Origin of the sequence: Parageobacillus thermantarcticus (assembly GCF_900111865.1) — a bacterium.
In the GTDB taxonomy this organism is placed as follows: domain Bacteria; phylum Bacillota; class Bacilli; order Bacillales; family Anoxybacillaceae; genus Parageobacillus; species Parageobacillus thermantarcticus.
Genome location: NZ_FOJS01000011.1, coordinates 36619 through 53819, shown reverse-complemented (window position 1 = coordinate 53819; position 17201 = coordinate 36619). Strand labels below are relative to the sequence as shown.

Sequence of the window (17201 nt, the reverse complement as noted above, 5' to 3'; positions counted from 1 at the left end):
AAAGAATGATCCGCGGGATTCGTGGCGCCATTACCGTTGAGCGCAATGAAGCAGAGGAAATTGTGAACGCAACGGAAATATTGCTGAAAGAAATGATCCGCGCCAATGGCGTAGCGGCAAGCGACGTATCGTTTGTGCTTATTTCCGTTACTGAAGATATTACGGCAGCGTTTCCCGCGCAAGCGCTGCGCCGCTTGGAAGGGTGGACGTACGTTCCGGTCATGTGCATGCGGGAAATTCCCGTTCCTCATTCATTGCCGCGTTGCATACGCGTGATGATGACAGTCCATACCACGAAAAAACAAGAGGAAATTTCCCACATTTATTTGCGTGATGCTACTTTATTGCGCCCGGATTTGTTGACAAAAAAAACAGAAATATAATATGATAAAAAACAAAGCGATAAGTGAACAGAAGAAGAGCAGAGCGAGATGAGGGTAGATGAGAATGAGCGAGTTTAGTTGAGGTGAGCTTTTGCCTAAGCGAGGAGAAGTCTACCCAAAGACATTTGTCTTTGGGTTTTTTCATTTCCTCATTTTTCGCCTCATAAACCCTCATTCTCCACCCGGACGAACGGAGGGGGAGAACCATTGAAAAACTGCACGATCACCACTTTTTTAGAAGATGCGATCCATTTCCAGACGATTCCGATTGTGCGCCGCTTTTTTGCCGACGTGTTCGAGCCGCTGAAAATCTTTGAAAATTTGCAAGATGAAGCGGTATTTTTGCTCGAAAGCAAAGATGATTCATCACCGTGGGCGCGCTATTCCTTTATCGGTTTATCGCCTTTTTTGACGATCGAAAGCGAAACAGGTCGTTCATTTTCAGTGATGGATGAACATGGCAAAGAAATGATGAGAGCACCTTCGCTCAAAGAAGCGTTTTTGTTTATCGAAAAGCAGCTGCGCGTCAAGCGGCTTACCGATGAAATTCCGTTTGTTGGCGGCGCGGTCGGCTTTTTAGGATACGATTTTATTTCCGCCATCGAAAAAGTCCCAATGCATTCCAATCGCGATATTCCGATGAAAACAGGCTATTTTACGTTTTGCGAATCGCTAATCGTGTTTGACCATCGTAAGCGAGAAATCGTGTTTATTCATTATGTCCGCTTGTCCGATAAGGACCAAGAGGAAACGAAAAAGCAAAAATATGAAAAAGGGGTCAAGCGGATTGAAGCGTTAATGAAAAAGGCAGCGAGCGGACGGGAAGAGCCGCTGTTATTGCTTCGCGGTGACGAAGAAGAAACGGGTGTTTCCTTTCATGGCGTCATATCCAATTATGACAAAGCGTCATTTATGAGGGATGTTGAGAAAATCAAAGACTATATCGTCAGCGGCGATATTTTTCAGGCGGTATTATCGCAGCGGTTTACCGTTCCCGTTCAAGCGAGCGGTTTTCAAATATACCGAATGTTGCGTCATATTAATCCGTCGCCATATATGTTTTATTTTCGTATCGACAATATGGAAATTGTCGGAAGTTCTCCAGAGAAGCTCATTCAAGTTTATAACCGCCATATGGAAATCCATCCGATCGCCGGAACGAGAAGAAGGGGGCGGTCGGCGGAAGAAGATGAGCGTCTGCAAAAGGAGCTTTACAATGATCCGAAAGAGAGAGCGGAACATTACATGTTGGTCGATTTAGCGCGCAACGATATCGGAAAAGTCGCGGAATATGGCACGGTCGAGACGCCGGTGTTAATGGAAATCGGCAAGTTTTCGCATGTGATGCATCTCATTTCGAAAGTAACTGGCGTGTTAAAAGAAGGGGTTCACCCGATTGACGCGCTGCTGGCCGCATTTCCGGCAGGAACGGTAAGCGGGGCGCCAAAAGTAAGGGCGATGCAAATTTTGCAGGAGTTGGAGCCGACGGCGAGAAATTTATACGCCGGCACGATTGCCTACATTGGTTTTGACGGCAATATTGATTCATGCATCGCGATTCGGACGGCGATTGTTAAAGACGGTTATGCTTACGTGCAAGCGGGCGCGGGAATTGTCGCCGATTCCGTTCCTGAATTGGAATGGAAGGAAACGCGCAATAAAGCGAGCGCCTTAATGAAAGCAATTGAGCGTGCTGAGCAACTGTTTGTGAAAGGGGAGAATATCTATGTTTAAACAACTTCTTGCTAAGTGTGTCGAAGGATATACGTTGACGGAGGAAGAAGCGTATGAAGCGATGACGACGATCATGTCAGGAGAAGCGACGGCCAGTCAAATTGCCAGTTTCTTATCGATTTTGCGGTTGCGCGGGGAAACGGTCGATGAACTGACAGGATTAGTGAAAGCAATGCGCAATCAGATGATGACGCTCGATTATGAAGAAGAAGTGATCGACACATGCGGAACGGGCGGAGACGAAGCAGCGACGTTCAATATTTCTACCGCGGCGGCGATCGTCGTATCGTCGCTCGGCGTCAAAGTAGCGAAACACGGCAATCGCGCGGTTTCCTCGAAAAGCGGAAGCGCGGACGTGTTAGAGGCGCTTCACATCGATATTCAAGCGACGCCGGAAGAAGCGAAACAAGCGTTAAAAACGAAAGGACTTGCTTTTTTATTCGCGCCGCTTTACCATTCAGCGATGAAATACGCGGCGTTGCCGCGCAAGGAGATCGGGTTTCGCACCGTTTTCAATTTAATTGGCCCGCTTGCGAACCCGGCGCGGTGCAAGCGGCAAGTCATCGGCGTTTATTCGACGAACTATGCGGAAAAGCTCGCAGAAACTCTTCACCGGCTCGGTTCGGAACACGTTTTGTTTGTTACTGGAAAAGACGGGCTGGATGAATGCAGCATTTCCGCGGAAACGGACGTTGTCGAACTGAAAAATGGGGAAATTCGCCGTTTCGTTCTCACGCCGGAACAATATGGGCTCAAGCGCGGAAAATTAGAACATATTCAAGTTCGCACGGTGCAGCAAAGCGCCGAACTGTTAAAGGCGGTTATGGAAGGAAAAGCGAACGAAAGCGCGATAAATATCGTCATCCTTAACGCCGGCGTCGCGCTATATGTGGCAGGAAAAGCGGCGACGATTCGCGAAGGGGTCGAAATGGCCAAAGATGCGGTGATGACAAAGAAAGCGTATGAACAATTTGAACGGTTGCGGATGAAAGAGGTTGAGAAATATGCTTGAACAAATTATCGCAACGAAACGAAAAGAAGTAGAAACACTAACATTGCCGGAGCCATTGCGAAACGTAAAGCGCCGTTCGCTAGCAGCGGCGCTAAAAAAACCGAACCGCTCCATCGGTCTTATTGCCGAAGTGAAAAAGGCCTCTCCATCGAAAGGGTTGATTCGCCCGGATTTTCATCCTGTGGCGATCGCGAAAGCGTACGAAAAAGCGGGAGCGGATGCAATCAGCGTGTTGACGGATGAACAATATTTCCAAGGGCATCGCCGTTATTTGAGCGATGTGAAGCAAGCGGTAGAACTTCCGATTTTGCGCAAAGATTTTATTATCGATCGAATGCAAATTGAAGAGAGCGTGCGAATCGGGGCGGATGCGATTTTATTGATCGGCGAGGCGCTGCCAGCAAAAACGTTGTATGAGTTATATCAAGAGGCGTATGATAAAGGTTTGGAATGTTTAGTCGAAGTGCATCAGCGCGAAACGTTGGAAAGCATTTTAGATATTTTTACGCCGGAAATCATTGGCATTAACAACCGCGATTTGCATACGTTTATCACCACGCTAGAAACGACAAGCAAAGTCATCCCGTTCGTGCCGGCTGAAAGCGTGATTGTCAGCGAAAGCGGCATCGCTACTTCTTCCGACTTGAAAACGGTGAAAACGTACGGCGCAAACGCGGTGCTCGTCGGGGAATCGTTGATGCGAAAAGACGATGTCGAAGCCGCGGTTTACGAACTATTCCGGGAGGTTGATCCGATTGGCCGTCCGTCTTAAATATTGCGGCAACCGCACCGCTTCCGATTTACAAAAAAGCGTCCAAAGCAAAGCCGATTACGTTGGGTTGATCTTTGCGGAAAGCAAACGAAAAGTGGAAGTCGAAGCGGTAAAACAGTGGCTGCAATATATTTCCCTTGGCGATAAACAGCTTGTCGGCGTGTTCGTCGACGCGCCGATTGATAAAATCACCTACGCGGCGTCGCAGCTTCCGCTTGCGGTGATCCAATGCCACGGCAATGAAACGGCCGAGTATATCGCAAAAATAAAAGAAGTGACAGGCCTTTCCGTTTGGAAAGCGATTCATCACGATGGGAACGCGCTTGCGAAGATGAGGCAATATGCCGGCATTGCCGACGGATATGTGGTGGATAGCCGGGTAAGTGGAGCGTGGGGCGGAACGGGAATTTCATTCGATTGGGAAAACGTTCCGTTTTATTTGGAAGAAGCCGCGCGTCAAGCGGTCCCTTGTTTCATCGCCGGCGGAATCACGCCGGAAAACGTGGAAAAGCTGCTTTCGTACCGCCCTTACGGCATCGACATCAGCAGCGGCATTGAAGAAAACGGAGAGAAAAGCGCAAAAAAAATGAAAGAAATTGAGAAGAAGGTGGCGAACTATGTATAACGTTCCAAACGAAAACGGTAGATTTGGCGATTTTGGCGGAAAATTCGTTCCCGAAACGTTAATGATTCCACTCGAAGAAATAGAGGAAGCGCTTGCCAAGGCGCTCGCCGATGACGAGTTTAAAGCGGAATATATGCGAATTTTGCAAGAGTATTCCGGCCGTCCGACTCCGCTTACGTTTGCGCCTAATTTAACGAAAAAACTAAACGGCGCGAAAATTTACTTGAAACGAGAAGATTTAAACCATACCGGCGCCCATAAAATCAATAATGCGATTGGACAGGCATTGCTTGCCAAACGAATGGGAAAGAAAAAAATTATCGCCGAAACGGGGGCGGGACAGCACGGTGTTGCCGCGGCGACGGTAGCGGCCCATTTTGGAATGGAATGCATCGTATTTATGGGGGAAGAAGATATAAAACGGCAAGAATTGAACGTATTCCGGATGAAATTGTTAGGCGCCGAAGTCGTTCCCGTTTACAGCGGCAACCGTACGTTGAAAGACGCGACGAACGAAGCGATTCGCTATTGGGTGCAACATTGCGACGACCATTTCTATATGATCGGTTCCGTTGTCGGCCCGCATCCGTATCCGAAAATGGTGCGCGAATTTCAGCGCATTATCGGTGATGAGGCGAAACGGCAATTCCTCGAACGGGAAGGAAAGCTTCCGGATATCATCGTCGCATGTGTGGGAGGCGGAAGCAATGCGATGGGAATGTTTTATCCGTTTTTGGAAGATGATGTGACGCTCGTCGGAGTGGAAGCGGCTGGAAAAGGAATCGACACGCCGTACCATGCGGCAACGATCACAAAAGGAACAAAAGGGGTCATTCATGGGTCGATGACGTATTTATTGCAAGATGAGCACGGGCAAATTATTGAGCCGTATTCCGTTTCTGCAGGGCTGGATTATCCTGGAGTCGGACCGGAGCACGCTTATTTGGCTAGCATCGGCCGCGTTCGTTACGAAAGCGTGACGGATGACGAAGCGATCGCGGCGTTTCAATTGCTGTCTAGGGAAGAAGGGATTATTCCGGCGATCGAGTCGGCGCACGCTTTGGCGAAGGCGGTGCAGCTTGCGAAAACGATGCGAAGCGATCAAACGGTGCTCGTTTGTTTATCCGGTCGCGGCGATAAGGACGTGCAAACAATGATGAAGTACTTAAAAGGGGGAAACGACGTTGCAATGTCTAACCGTAACTAAACCGATGTTTATCCCGTTTATTGTCGCCGGAGATCCTAGCCCGGATATAACGATCGAGCTCGCCTTGGCGCTTCAAGAAGCGGGAGCTGATATTTTGGAACTAGGCGTTCCGTACTCCGATCCGTTAGCGGATGGCCCGATTATTCAACGGGCCGCGGCAAGAGCGCTGCGCCAGCAAATGACGCTGCAAAAAGCGATCGAATTAATCCCTGAAATGCGAAAAAAAGGTGTAAAAATTCCGATTATTATCTTTACGTATTACAATCCTGTGTTACAATTAGGAGAAGAATCCTTTTTTGCTTTAGCGCAAAAAAATGGAGCGAACGGCGTTTTAATTCCGGATTTGCCTTTTGAAGAAAGCGAGCCGGTTCGCAAGCTCGGCGAAGCGGCGGGAATCCCGCTGATTTCGCTTGTGGCGCCGACATCGAAAAAGCGAATTGAAATGATCGCTTCCAATGCGCAAGGATTTTTATATTGCGTTTCATCGCTCGGCGTGACCGGCGTGCGTGATACGTTGCCGGAAACATTAAACGAATTTTTAACAGAAGTAAAGCGGCATAGCCGCGTTCCTGTCGTCGTTGGCTTTGGCATTTCGAAAAGCGAACAAGTGAGCATGCTGAAAAACTATTGTGACGGGGTCGTCATCGGCAGCGCGCTTGTCCAAAAAATTGAACAGCTTAGCGATCGTTTGCAAAAACCAGACGAAAAAGAAGAGGCGCTTGCCGAATTTCGCCGTTACGCTCGCTCGCTGACAGCACCGCTTGATGAAACGGTGCAATAACAGAAATGATAGGGAGTGTCATCATGGAAATTAAAGCACAGTTGCGGGGGCTTCCCCCTTACCAACCGGGAAAATCCGTTGAAGAAGTGAAACGGCAGTATGGGCTTACCGATATTATCAAACTAGCGTCCAACGAAAATCCATACGGATGTTCGCCTGCAGCGAAGGAAGCGATCATGAAACAATTGGACCGTCTTGCCATTTATCCGGACGGGTACGCGCGCCTGCTGCGCGAAAAAGTCGCCGCGCATCTTGGAGTAAAGGAAACGCAGCTTATTTTCGGCAACGGTTCCGATGAAGTTGTGCAAATTATTTGCCGCGCGTTTTTATCGCCGAATACGAACACGGTGATGGCGGCGCCGACGTTTCCGCAATATCGCCATAACGCGGTGATTGAAGGGGCGGAAGTTCGCGAAATTCCGCTTGTGGATGGGCGCCATGATTTAGAAGCGATGTTAAATGCGATCGATGAGCAAACGCGCGTCGTTTGGATATGCAATCCGAACAACCCGACGGGAACGTATGTGAACGAACGGGAATTAACTTCCTTCCTTGAGCGCGTTCCTAGACATGTCCTTGTCGTCTTAGACGAAGCGTATTACGAATATGCGACGGCGGATGATTATCCGCAAACCGTTCCGCTTCTTCGCCAATATGAAAACTTGATGATTTTACGCACGTTTTCGAAAGCGTATGGTTTAGCGGCGCTCCGGGTTGGATACGGCATTGCCAGCGAAACGATCGTTCGCGATATCGAACCGGCGCGCGAACCGTTTAATACGTCCAGCATCGCGCAAGCGGCCGCCGTTGCTGCGTTGGACGATCAAGCTTTTATTCGCGACTGTGTGGAAAAAAATAAGCAAGGATTACAAACGTTTTATCGTTTTTGCGAGGAAAACGGGTTGCGCTATTATCCGTCGCAAACGAATTTCGTGTTGATCGATTTTGGCATTGAAGGGAATGAAGTTTTTCAATATTTGCTAGAACGCGGAATTATCGTTCGCTCTGGAAATGCGCTCGGTTTTCCAACGGCAGTGCGCATTACGGTCGGCACGCGCGAGCAAAACGAACGGGTTATCGCCGCATTGACGCAAATGTTAAAAGAAAAGCAGCTTGTATAGCAATCTATCATTCGCCCCGTTGCTTGTAAAAGCAGCGGGTGCATTTTCTAGAGAAGGTGAAGCAGTTGGAAGGGAACGTTTTTGTCGTTGGGCTTGGCTTAATCGGCGGCTCGATGGCGCTGGCGATTAAAAAAGCGCATCCGAACGCCGTCATTATCGGATATGATGTAAACGAAAAGGAGATGAAACTTGCGCGCACATTAAAAGTGATTGATGAGATGGCTTCTTCCCTTGAACAAGGGATGAGGCAGGCGGATTTGGTCATTTTAGCCACTCCTGTCATGCAGACGGAGAGAATTTTGGCGGAAATGCGCGCCGATGTTTTAAAGAAAAACGTGATTATAACGGACGTTGGGAGCACAAAGCAGCGGATTGTCAAGCATGCGGAGCAGTTAAGAAAGCAAGGAATCACATTTATCGGCGGCCATCCGATGGCAGGCTCGCATAAAAGCGGCGTTGCTGCGGCGCGGGCGCATTTGTTTGAAAACGCCTTTTATGTATTGACGCCGACGAATGGCGTAGCGGCGGAGGATGTGGAACGATTAAAGGAATGGCTAAAAGGGACGAAAGCGCAGTTTGTCGTGCTATCGCCAAAAGAGCATGATCGCATCACCGGAGTGATTAGCCATTTCCCGCATATTATCGCGGCAAGCCTTGTCCATCAAGCAGAGCGGTACGAAAAAGAAAATCCGCTTGTCAGCCGCCTTGCCGCTGGGGGATTTCGCGATATTACGCGCATCGCCTCAAGCAATCCGGAAATGTGGCGCGATATTTTTATACATAATAAGGAGGAACTGTTGGCGTTATTTGATAGCTGGATTTTAGAAATGCAGAAGCTCCGTTCGATTGTGGAAGAGGAAAACAGCGAAGCGATTTATCGCTATTTTTTGCAAGCAAAACAGTTTCGCGACGGACTTCCAGCGCGAACAAAAGGGGCTATACCATCTTTTTACGACTTATATGTCGATGTTCCCGATTACCCTGGGGTGATTTCCGAAATTACTGGCTATCTTGCGAAAGAACAAATTAGCATTACGAACATCCGGATTATCGAAACGAGAGAAGAAATTTATGGTGTGCTTCGCCTTAGCTTTCAAAGCGAAGAAGATCGGGCAAAAGCGAAAGCGTGCATTCAAAAACATACGAATTATGATACATATGAAGGATAGACGGAGGGGAACGACGTGCAGAAGTTGCGAACGAATGTTTCGTCATTGCAAGGGACGATCGATGTTCCAGGCGATAAATCGATTTCCCATCGCGCTGTGATGCTTGGGGCGATCGCTAACGGAACGACAACGATTGCAAATTTTTTGCCGGGAGAAGATTGTTTAAGCACAATTGATTGTTTTCGCAAAATGGGAGTAGCGATCGAGCAAAACGGAAGCGATGTCGTTGTTGAAGGAAAGGGATTAAAAGGGCTGAAGGAGCCAACGGATATTTTGCATGTCGGTAATTCCGGGACAACGGCACGGTTGTTGCTTGGAATTTTAGCGGGTTGCCCGTTTCATTCTTGCTTAATTGGCGACGAATCGATCGCCAAGCGGCCGATGGGCAGGGTGACAAAGCCGCTGAAAATGATGGGCGCGCATATTGACGGCCGCGAGCATGGGAACTATACACCGCTATCGATTCGCGGCGGCGAACTTCAGCCGATCCATTATGAATCTCCTGTCGCGAGTGCGCAAGTGAAGTCGGCGATTTTGCTGGCGGGATTGGCGACAGATGGCACGACGACCGTAACGGAACCGCATCGTTCCCGCGATCATACTGAGCGGATGATACGGTTATTTGGCGGGAACGTCACTGTGGACGGCCGCACGGTTTCCGTGACTGGGCCACAGCAGCTAACAGGCACAAATATATACGTTCCAGGCGATATTTCATCGGCAGCCTTTTTCTTAGTGGCTGGCGCGATTGTGCCAAACAGCGAGATTACGCTGAAAAACGTCGGCCTCAATCCGACGCGAACGGGAATTATCGATGTGTTGCAACAAATGGGCGCGGAAATCACGATCGAAAACGTCCGCAATGAACAGACGGAACCGTTTGGCGATATTACTGTCCGCACCTCGAATTTAACAGCGGTGGAAATTGGCGGCGCGCTGATTCCGCGGCTGATTGACGAAATCCCGATCATCGCCTTGCTCGCAACGCAGGCGGAAGGCACGACGGTGATTAAAGATGCGAGCGAACTGAAAGTGAAGGAAACGAACCGAATTGATACGGTCGTAAACGAATTGCGGAAACTTGGCGCGAATATTGAAGCGACAAGCGATGGCATGATCATTCATGGAAAAGCAGCGTTGACGGCGAAGGAAGCGGTCGTTGACAGCCATGGTGATCACCGCATTGGCATGATGCTAGCGATCGCGGCTTGCATTACGCAAGGAACCGTCCATTTACAACGCCCAGAAGCGGTCGCCGTTTCTTATCCATCGTTTTTTGATCACCTTCATTCCTTAATGTAAAAAGCAAGAAACGAATGCGCGTTTCTTGCTTTTTTATTCATATGTCTCTTCGTTCCTTCATAGCCTTGTCGTAAAGGAGGAATGAAGACATGCCGTATGTGATTGAAGGAGCGTACGTGATCCGCCATGGACAGCTTCAGCGTTGTTCGCTCGTGATTGATCGCAATCGCATTGAGTATATAAGCGAGAAAGCGAAGCAATATACATGGATGCGAATGGAAATTGGGGAAATGGTCGTGGCGCCCGGCCATGTGATGGCCGATTTTTCGTTTCAACAGCAGCGGCCGTTTTCCCAATTCAAGCAATACGTTAAACAGCACCTGATTGCGCAAGGTTGCACGACATTGCTTGCTGTTTGTGACGTTTCTTCGGAAAAACAGCTTTTCCCTGCGCTGCAAGCCTTGCGCCGGCATTTATTAAATAGCCCCATCGATTATTTCATCGGCGTGAAAGTCCCGCTTCATACGCTTACTCCATCATTGCTGATCGCTTGCAGGCGATGGAAAATTCCCGTCATTTTTGTCGAAATCAAAGAAAATGATGCGCTCCATTCCGTCCCATGGCATTGGATCGCAGAGGTGTTAAAAACACATCCGCTTGCGTTTGTTCCGCATTGGCCGCAGGAAAGACGAATGAAAAAACAAGAGGCAGCATGGCGAAAATTGCTTGCTATGCATCATATTCCATTTGTTCCGTTTCCATTGCAGGAACGAAAGCCGCTTTCACTGGATGTGCTAAAGAAAATCGGAATTTATCCGCAAAAAGGAGATCTCCGCATCGGCGGAGAAGTAGATTATAATTTATACAAAAAAGAGTCTTTGAGCCGTTTAGTTGCCGAAACGCCTGTTGTCGATTATGATAATCATGTTCCTATCATTACCGTCCATAAAGGAAGATTGCTTAAAGCAGAAAATCAATTATACTTTTATCCCGGATTCGGTACGGAACGGATTGTTCGCGCACCGGGAATGTTTGCCGCACATTTTCAGTAGGAAAGGGTTTATGCGTATGAAACGAATCGAAGAAATCGTTCGTCTTGTGGAAAACGGAGAGGTGCAAAAAGCGTTAGCGCTTGTGCCTGACGTTAAAAAAAATGGCAGCGATGAAGAGAAATACGAGCTTGCCGATCATTTATATTCATGGGGAATGCTGGAAGAAGCGAAAGAGTTGTTAGAAGAGCTGGCGCTTCGTTATCCCGATGAAGGGGAAATCCGCTTGTTTTTGGCTGAAGTATACACAGAGCTGGAGGAAGAAGAAAATGCGCTCGAAATTTTAGAACAAATCGATGAAAAAGATCCGCTGTTTGCCCGCGCATGTCTTATTGCCGCCGATTTGTATCAAATGCAAGGGCTGGAGGAAGTGAGCGAGCGAAAGCTCCAGCAAGCATACGAAAAAATGCCGAATGAGCCGATTATTCAGTTTGCGTTGGCAGAGCTATATTTTTCAATGGGACAATATGCAAAAAGCATTCCATTTTATGAAAAAGTGCGGGAAAAAATGAAAGAATTGGCGGGCACCCTCATTGCTGAACGGCTCGCCGAAGCGCTCAGTTTATGCGGCGAATTTGAGCAGGCGCTGCCGTATTACGATGAAGCGTTAAAAACGAGAATCGACAGCCGGACGTTATTCGGCTATGGGTTTACGGCATTCCAAGCGGAATATTATCAAACTGCTATTGAAAAGTTAAACGAGCTAAAAGAACTCGATCCGGAATATGTTCCGCTTTACTTGTACTTAGCGAAAGCGTATGAGCACGAAGGGCAGCTGGAAAAAAGCTATGAAATTGCGAAAGAAGGAATTCACGTTGATGAGTGGAATAAAGAATTATTGCTATATGCCGGGAAAGTCGCTTTAAAACTTGGAAAACCAGATGAAGCGGAGTCGTGGCTGAGAAAAGCGATCGAGATTGACCAAGGATATATCGAGGCGTTGACGACGTTAAGCGCGCTTCTATTGCATCAAGAGCGGTATGAAGAAATCGTTTCTTGTCTAGAAGAAGCAATGGCGCAAGGAGAGTACGATCCTCAGTTTGAATGGGATTTGGCGCGCGCAAAACATAAGCTGGAGATGTATTCCGATGCATTAAACCATTATCAAGAGGCATATACTTTCTTTAAGAATAATATTGATTTTCTCGAAGAATATGGCTATTTTCTAATCGAAGAAGGGGATAGGGAACGAGCGAAAGAAATATTCCAACAAATCGTACGCCTCGATCCGGGACATATAGAGGCAGCGGACATGTTGCTACAATTAGAGGAATAAAGATTGCGGTAAACGTACCTCTTTCTTGGAAAACGATAGAGGGGGAGCGCATAATGACGCACGTATCCGTGAATGAGAAAAAAGAATTTATTCGTTGGTTTTTAAATCATTACCAGTTAAAACGTCGGGAATGTGTTTGGATTTTAAACTATTTAATGAGCCATGATCAATTGATGCAAAAGGTCCACTTTGTAGAAAACGCCCAATATTGCCCGCGCGGCATTATCATGTCCACCCATTGCGTCGACGACGTTCCGTTCCGCTTTTATAAAGGCAATGTCATGACGACGGATGCGGAAAAATCGTTCCATGATATCCGCTTAAACCGGGATGAAGATATTTATATTCAGCTGAATTTCCGTGCTTCTTTCCACTCGCCGCAATATGTCGCCGTACTAGAAGAGAATCCGTATGCTCCAAAACAAGTGCAGGTAGACGAAAACGATCGGCGTCTTGCTGAGCAATTTCTAGAAAAAACGCTTTACGAATTTCAGCGGGAACGGTTGATGAAGCTGATTGATGACGCGCTAGATCGTCAAGATGCGGAAGCATTTCGCCGCCTTACCGATCAGTTGAAACAACTGTGAAGCCTTGCAAAATGCAAGGTTTTTCTTTTTGCGAAAATTATGGTATGTTGATAAAGAAAATGATGCTTTTAAAGAAGGGGAATGCGCATGAAATGGATAGCAGCGGATGTAGAGATATACGCGAAAGAAAAAGATTATATCGACACCGCCTTAATTTCGCTTATTCCGATTACGATTGCGGATGGCGCCAAGGCGGCCGCATCAGGTGGGGAGTTTGTGCAGCTAATTGTCAACGAGGCGGAACGGCAGCTAAAGGGAAGGGTGTTTTTATTTCCGCCATTTGCGTATTTTGCGAATGAACAACGTGAAGGACTCGTTCAGCGGCTTGGCCATTGGACAAGGCAACTAATGGAAGACGGGATGAAGCATGTTTTTTATGTGACATGTGACGATGCATGGAAAGAGTATGAAACGCAGCTTTCTGGCAGGCTGTGGATAGTGCCGGCGGTTCCGTTACAAAATATGGATGAATCGTATAAGCATGAAATCGTCCGTGACCAAACATCTCGATTGCTGAACTTTTTCATATCACAATGGTCATAAAGCGGCGACATGATTAGGAAGTTGGCAGGTTAAAGCAACGATGATATTGACCTTGTCCGCTGATTGAGCTATCATTAGAATGTCCTAGTTTTATATTGTGTTATACGATACCGTCCGGATGGACTTCATTTTATATAGATGGGGGAAGACGATGAGCGACAAACATCGCGTGACAAGACGCCAATTTTTAAACTACGCGTTAACTGGCGTCGGCGGTTTTATGGCTGCCGGAACTTTAATGCCGATGCTCCGTTTCGCGTTTGACCCGATTTTAAAAGAGGAAGCGGGAACGGACATGGTCGCGGTAGCGGATGTCAAGGAAATTACGACGGAACCGAAGCGTTTTGATTTCAAAGTAAAAGTGAAAGACGCTTGGTACGAGTCGGAAGAGCCGAGATCCGCGTGGGTGTATAAAGACGAAAAAGGAGAAATTGTAGCGCTTTCTCCGATTTGTAAACATCTCGGCTGTACGGTAGACTGGAACACGGATAAAGAGCACCCGAACCAATTTTTCTGCCCTTGCCATTACGGGCGCTACACGAAAGACGGCACGAACGTACCGGGAACGCCGCCACAAGCTCCGCTAGACCGTTACGAGTACAAAGTGAAAGATGGAAAATTATACTTAGGAAAAGCGAAACCACGAGGGGAGGCGTAATACGTCGTGTTAAATAAGCTTTATGACTGGATTGACGAACGTTTGGATATTACGCCTTTGTGGCGGGATATCGCTGACCATGAAGTTCCGGAACATGTAAACCCAGCCCATCACTTTTCCGCGTTCGTTTATTGTTTTGGTGGATTAACGTTTTTTGTTACCGTCATTCAAATTTTATCTGGAATGTTTTTGACGATGTATTACGTTCCAGATATTAAAAACGCGTGGGAATCGGTTTACTATTTGCAAAACGAAGTGGCGTTCGGACAAATCGTCCGCGGTATGCATCACTGGGGAGCGAGCCTTGTTATCGTCATGATGTTTTTACATACGTTGCGCGTCTTTTTCCAAGGAGCATACAAAAAGCCGCGGGAATTAAACTGGATCGTTGGCGTGCTTATTTTTATGGTCATGATGGGGCTTGGCTTTACCGGCTATTTGTTGCCATGGGATATGAAAGCGCTATTTGCGACAAAAGTAGGTTTGGAAATCGCACAAGCAACACCGATTATTGGCCCAGCCATTAAAACGTTGCTTGCCGGAGACCCGGAAATCGTCGGTGCGCAAACATTAACGAGATTCTTTGCCATTCACGTTTTCTTCTTGCCTGGCATTTTGCTCGGTTTGATGGCGGCACACTTCTTAATGATTCGTAGACAAGGTATTTCTGGTCCGCTATGATTCGCACGAGTGCTATTTAGTGATTAAAGATAAAGGAGGGAATACGAAATGCATCGCGGAAAAGGAATGAAATTTGTCGGCGATTCCCGCGTTTCCGCTGTAAGAAAGCCGAATATTCCAAAAGATTATTCGGAATATCCCGGGAAAACGGAAGCGTTTTGGCCGAACTTCTTATTAAAAGAATGGCTCGTCGGCTCCGTCTTCTTAGTTGGCTTTTTATGTTTAACGGTTGCCCATCCGTCTCCATTAGAGCGCATTGCTGACCCGACGGATACGGCGTATATTCCGCTCCCAGACTGGTACTTCTTGTTCTTATATCAGTTGCTCAAATATTCGTACGCATCAGGTCCTTATACGGTGATCGGGGCAATTGTGATACCAGGGTTGGCGTTTGGCGCGTTATTGTTGGCGCCGTTTTTGGATCGCGGTCCGGAACGGCGTCCATGGAAACGCCCTGTTGCTACTGGAATGATGCTTTTAACGCTTGCGGCAATGGTGTATTTAACTTGGGAAGCCGTTGTGACGCATGACTGGAAAAAAGCGGCTGAACAAGGAAAAATTCGTGCGGAAGTGGAAATTGACAAAAACGCGGAAGGATATAAAATCGCCCAAGCGAATACATGTACGTCATGTCACGGTGAAAACTTATCCGGCGGTGCCGCTGCGCCATCGCTTATTGGCACGGGCTTGAAGCCGGAAGAAATCGCGAAAATTGCGAAAGATGGCAAAGGCAGCATGCCTCCGGGCGTTTTCAAAGGCACGGATGAAGAATTGAAAAAACTCTCTGAATTTATTGCCGGATTAAAAGAGAAATAAACGTTCACCGAAGGAAAAGCTGACTATGATTAGTCAGCTTTTTTCATTACAGCAATCGTAGGAAGCAGGTGTGTATTCATGAAATGGTTTTATCCGCTGCTAGCCCACCGTTCTGTTTTATGGTTTTTGTTTATCGTCAACGCGATCGGCACGATTTACGGATATATATGGTATCGTTATCAGTTGGCAGAAACTCCCGCGATTTTTTTACCATTTGTCCCCGACAGTCCGACTGCAAGTTTATTTTTTACACTCGTTCTGATCGCGTTTTTGCTTCGCCGTCATTTTCCGCTATTGGAAGCGCTGGCGGTCGTGACGTTGGTCAAGTATGGCGTTTGGGCGGTTGTAATGAACTTGTTAGTATGGAAAGTGACAGGAACGCTTGAAGTTGCAGGATGGATGTTGATCGTTTCACACGGGGCCATGGCGATCGAAGGAATATTATACGCCCCGTTTTATCGGTTTCGCTGGCCGCATTTATTGTTCGCCGCGGTTTGGACGTTGCATAATGACATCATCGACTATGTTTTTGGAATGATGCCGCGCTACAGCGTTTTAAATGAATATATTTCGCCAATCGGCTATTTTACGTTTTGGCTTAGCATCGCTTCGCTTGCAATTAGTTATATGTTATGTTTGCGAAAAAACAGGCTTGTTCTTTCATTAAATTGATGGTCTACTCTTGTCCACTCCTTCATACATTGTAGTAGTGAATGGAGGAGGGACAAGAATGAAGCGAATATGGCTGCTTGCTTTCATCGCGCTTATTTGCGCATTTTCGCCGCTTGTTTCCGCCGTTGAAAATGACGGCGATTGGAGAAAATTAGATCAAATTTCCGATCAAGCGTTACAATTGGCGAAAAACGGACGGTTTGCAGAAGCAAAAGAAGTATTGATATATTTTTGGAATCAATTTTTTCAAATAAACGCGCGCGACCGGCTTCAATCAGCGGATGAACTTCGCGCGGTTACCGTCACTCATGAAAATGCGCTGAAAACGATAACGGCCTCTTCTTTGCCCGAAGAGGAACGAGTTGATAAAGTAACGCAGTTTCGTCTCGTCGTTGATGCGATTCATTCGACGCATCAGCCGCTTTGGTCGGAGATGGAAACAACGATAATGGAAGCGTTTAATCAGCTCGAGAAAGCGGTAGATCAAGGAAAAGAAGACGCGTTTGCCGCTTCTCTTCACGAATTTTTGAATCGTTATGAACTGGTGGAGCCGAGCGTCAAAATTGATGTGCCGCCTGAGGTGGCGAAAAAAATCGATGAAGAGATGGAAATGCTGCAAACACCGGCGTTTCAACAATTAAGCCAAGAAGAACAGCGTAAACATTTAAAAAATATGCGTGCGGACTTGCGGTCATTGTTTGAAGGAGCAAAAAAGGACGAAGCCGACCCCTCGCTCATATGGGTGATGATTTCCACTGGAGGAATCATCGTGTTGACGCTATCTTATGTCGGCTGGCGGAAATATCGCGGGGAAAAAGAAAAAAACCGCACGCATCAAAATGAATAGGAAAAAGGGCCAATCGCGCCCTTTTT

The 17201-nt window shown here is 47.2% G+C and carries 19 protein-coding genes; all 19 read left to right on the top strand.

The window, feature by feature from the left end:
• Positions 1-5 precede the first annotated feature (5 nt).
• The 19 genes from aroH to ypjB all read left to right on the top strand — a co-directional run bounded on the left by aroH (position 6) and on the right by ypjB (position 17175).
• The gene (gene aroH, locus BM278_RS07910) at positions 6-383 is read left to right on the top strand and encodes a chorismate mutase (protein WP_090948840.1); all 378 of its coding nucleotides are present in this window, start codon (positions 6-8) and stop codon (positions 381-383) included.
• 207 nt (positions 384-590) lie between these two features.
• Entirely contained in the window at positions 591-2117 is a 1527-nt protein-coding gene (trpE, locus tag BM278_RS07905; protein ID WP_090948814.1) for an anthranilate synthase component I, read from the top strand.
• Positions 2110-3129, top strand: a complete 1020-nt coding sequence (gene trpD / locus BM278_RS07900; protein ID WP_090948813.1) for an anthranilate phosphoribosyltransferase — start codon at positions 2110-2112, stop codon at positions 3127-3129. Before trpE ends, trpD begins: the two co-directional genes overlap by 8 nt.
• Positions 3122-3901 carry an indole-3-glycerol phosphate synthase TrpC gene (trpC, locus tag BM278_RS07895; RefSeq protein ID WP_090948812.1) on the top strand — a complete coding sequence of 260 codons (780 nt, stop codon included), beginning with the start codon at positions 3122-3124 and terminating at the stop codon, positions 3899-3901. The genes trpD and trpC overlap by 8 nt, the downstream gene beginning before the upstream one ends.
• Positions 3885-4526, top strand: a complete 642-nt coding sequence (locus BM278_RS07890) for a phosphoribosylanthranilate isomerase (RefSeq protein WP_090948811.1) — start codon at positions 3885-3887, stop codon at positions 4524-4526. The genes trpC and BM278_RS07890 overlap by 17 nt, the downstream gene beginning before the upstream one ends.
• The gene (gene trpB, locus BM278_RS07885) at positions 4519-5733 is read left to right on the top strand and encodes a tryptophan synthase subunit beta (RefSeq protein ID WP_090948810.1); all 1215 of its coding nucleotides are present in this window, start codon (positions 4519-4521) and stop codon (positions 5731-5733) included. The genes BM278_RS07890 and trpB overlap by 8 nt, the downstream gene beginning before the upstream one ends.
• Positions 5734-5737: 4 nt before the next feature.
• A complete protein-coding gene (trpA, locus tag BM278_RS07880) occupies positions 5738-6514 on the top strand; it encodes a tryptophan synthase subunit alpha (RefSeq protein WP_244151121.1) in 777 nt (258 codons plus the stop codon).
• A gap of 23 nt (positions 6515-6537) precedes the next feature.
• The gene (gene hisC / locus BM278_RS07875) at positions 6538-7635 is read left to right on the top strand and encodes a histidinol-phosphate transaminase (protein WP_090948808.1); all 1098 of its coding nucleotides are present in this window, start codon (positions 6538-6540) and stop codon (positions 7633-7635) included.
• 65 nt (positions 7636-7700) lie between these two features.
• Positions 7701-8804, top strand: coding sequence for a prephenate dehydrogenase (locus tag BM278_RS07870; protein WP_090948807.1), 1104 nt, complete (start codon positions 7701-7703; stop codon positions 8802-8804).
• Between the two features lie 15 nt (positions 8805-8819).
• A complete protein-coding gene (gene aroA, locus BM278_RS07865; RefSeq protein WP_090948806.1) occupies positions 8820-10106 on the top strand; it encodes a 3-phosphoshikimate 1-carboxyvinyltransferase in 1287 nt (428 codons plus the stop codon).
• A gap of 89 nt (positions 10107-10195) precedes the next feature.
• Positions 10196-11098, top strand: coding sequence for a hypothetical protein (locus BM278_RS07860; protein WP_090948805.1), 903 nt, complete (start codon positions 10196-10198; stop codon positions 11096-11098).
• Between the two features lie 16 nt (positions 11099-11114).
• Positions 11115-12371: a tetratricopeptide repeat protein gene (locus BM278_RS07855; RefSeq protein WP_167359600.1), complete on the top strand. Its 1257-nt coding sequence runs from the start codon at positions 11115-11117 to the stop codon at positions 12369-12371.
• 53 nt (positions 12372-12424) lie between these two features.
• On the top strand, positions 12425-12958 hold the full coding sequence (locus tag BM278_RS07850) for a ReoY family proteolytic degradation factor (protein WP_090948803.1): 534 nt from the start codon (positions 12425-12427) through the stop codon (positions 12956-12958).
• An 87-nt stretch (positions 12959-13045) separates the two neighbouring features.
• On the top strand, positions 13046-13501 hold the full coding sequence (locus BM278_RS07845; protein WP_090948802.1) for a YpiF family protein: 456 nt from the start codon (positions 13046-13048) through the stop codon (positions 13499-13501).
• A gap of 151 nt (positions 13502-13652) precedes the next feature.
• A complete protein-coding gene (locus BM278_RS07840) occupies positions 13653-14159 on the top strand; it encodes a QcrA and Rieske domain-containing protein (protein ID WP_090948801.1) in 507 nt (168 codons plus the stop codon).
• A gap of 6 nt (positions 14160-14165) precedes the next feature.
• Positions 14166-14840, top strand: coding sequence for a menaquinol-cytochrome c reductase cytochrome b subunit (qcrB, locus tag BM278_RS07835; RefSeq protein WP_090948800.1), 675 nt, complete (start codon positions 14166-14168; stop codon positions 14838-14840).
• A gap of 48 nt (positions 14841-14888) precedes the next feature.
• Complete coding sequence (locus BM278_RS07830; protein ID WP_090948799.1) at positions 14889-15656, top strand: menaquinol-cytochrome c reductase cytochrome b/c subunit; 768 nt, start codon at positions 14889-14891, stop codon at positions 15654-15656.
• A 78-nt stretch (positions 15657-15734) separates the two neighbouring features.
• Positions 15735-16328: a lipoprotein heptaprenylglyceryl N-acetyltransferase LhaT gene (gene lhaT / locus BM278_RS07825; RefSeq protein ID WP_090948798.1), complete on the top strand. Its 594-nt coding sequence runs from the start codon at positions 15735-15737 to the stop codon at positions 16326-16328.
• 58 nt (positions 16329-16386) lie between these two features.
• On the top strand, positions 16387-17175 hold the full coding sequence (gene ypjB / locus BM278_RS07820; protein ID WP_090948797.1) for a sporulation protein YpjB: 789 nt from the start codon (positions 16387-16389) through the stop codon (positions 17173-17175).
• Positions 17176-17201: the final 26 nt, after the last annotated feature.

What these genes read in the sequence shown, in the direction of transcription:
- aroH (WP_090948840.1), top strand. Translation starts at nt 6, where the DNA reads ATGATCCGCGGGATTCGTGGCGCCATTACCGTTGAGCGCAATGAAGCA.
- trpD (WP_090948813.1), top strand. Translation starts at nt 2,110, where the DNA reads ATGTTTAAACAACTTCTTGCTAAGTGTGTCGAAGGATATACGTTGACG.
- trpC (WP_090948812.1), top strand. Translation starts at nt 3,122, where the DNA reads ATGCTTGAACAAATTATCGCAACGAAACGAAAAGAAGTAGAAACACTA.
- trpB (WP_090948810.1), top strand. Translation starts at nt 4,519, where the DNA reads ATGTATAACGTTCCAAACGAAAACGGTAGATTTGGCGATTTTGGCGGA.
- trpA (WP_244151121.1), top strand. Translation starts at nt 5,738, where the DNA reads ATGTTTATCCCGTTTATTGTCGCCGGAGATCCTAGCCCGGATATAACG.
- hisC (WP_090948808.1), top strand. Translation starts at nt 6,538, where the DNA reads ATGGAAATTAAAGCACAGTTGCGGGGGCTTCCCCCTTACCAACCGGGA.
- BM278_RS07860 (WP_090948805.1), top strand. Translation starts at nt 10,196, where the DNA reads ATGCCGTATGTGATTGAAGGAGCGTACGTGATCCGCCATGGACAGCTT.
- BM278_RS07855 (WP_167359600.1), top strand. Translation starts at nt 11,115, where the DNA reads ATGAAACGAATCGAAGAAATCGTTCGTCTTGTGGAAAACGGAGAGGTG.
- BM278_RS07850 (WP_090948803.1), top strand. Translation starts at nt 12,425, where the DNA reads ATGACGCACGTATCCGTGAATGAGAAAAAAGAATTTATTCGTTGGTTT.
- BM278_RS07845 (WP_090948802.1), top strand. Translation starts at nt 13,046, where the DNA reads ATGAAATGGATAGCAGCGGATGTAGAGATATACGCGAAAGAAAAAGAT.
- BM278_RS07840 (WP_090948801.1), top strand. Translation starts at nt 13,653, where the DNA reads ATGAGCGACAAACATCGCGTGACAAGACGCCAATTTTTAAACTACGCG.
- BM278_RS07830 (WP_090948799.1), top strand. Translation starts at nt 14,889, where the DNA reads ATGCATCGCGGAAAAGGAATGAAATTTGTCGGCGATTCCCGCGTTTCC.
- lhaT (WP_090948798.1), top strand. Translation starts at nt 15,735, where the DNA reads ATGAAATGGTTTTATCCGCTGCTAGCCCACCGTTCTGTTTTATGGTTT.
- ypjB (WP_090948797.1), top strand. Translation starts at nt 16,387, where the DNA reads ATGAAGCGAATATGGCTGCTTGCTTTCATCGCGCTTATTTGCGCATTT.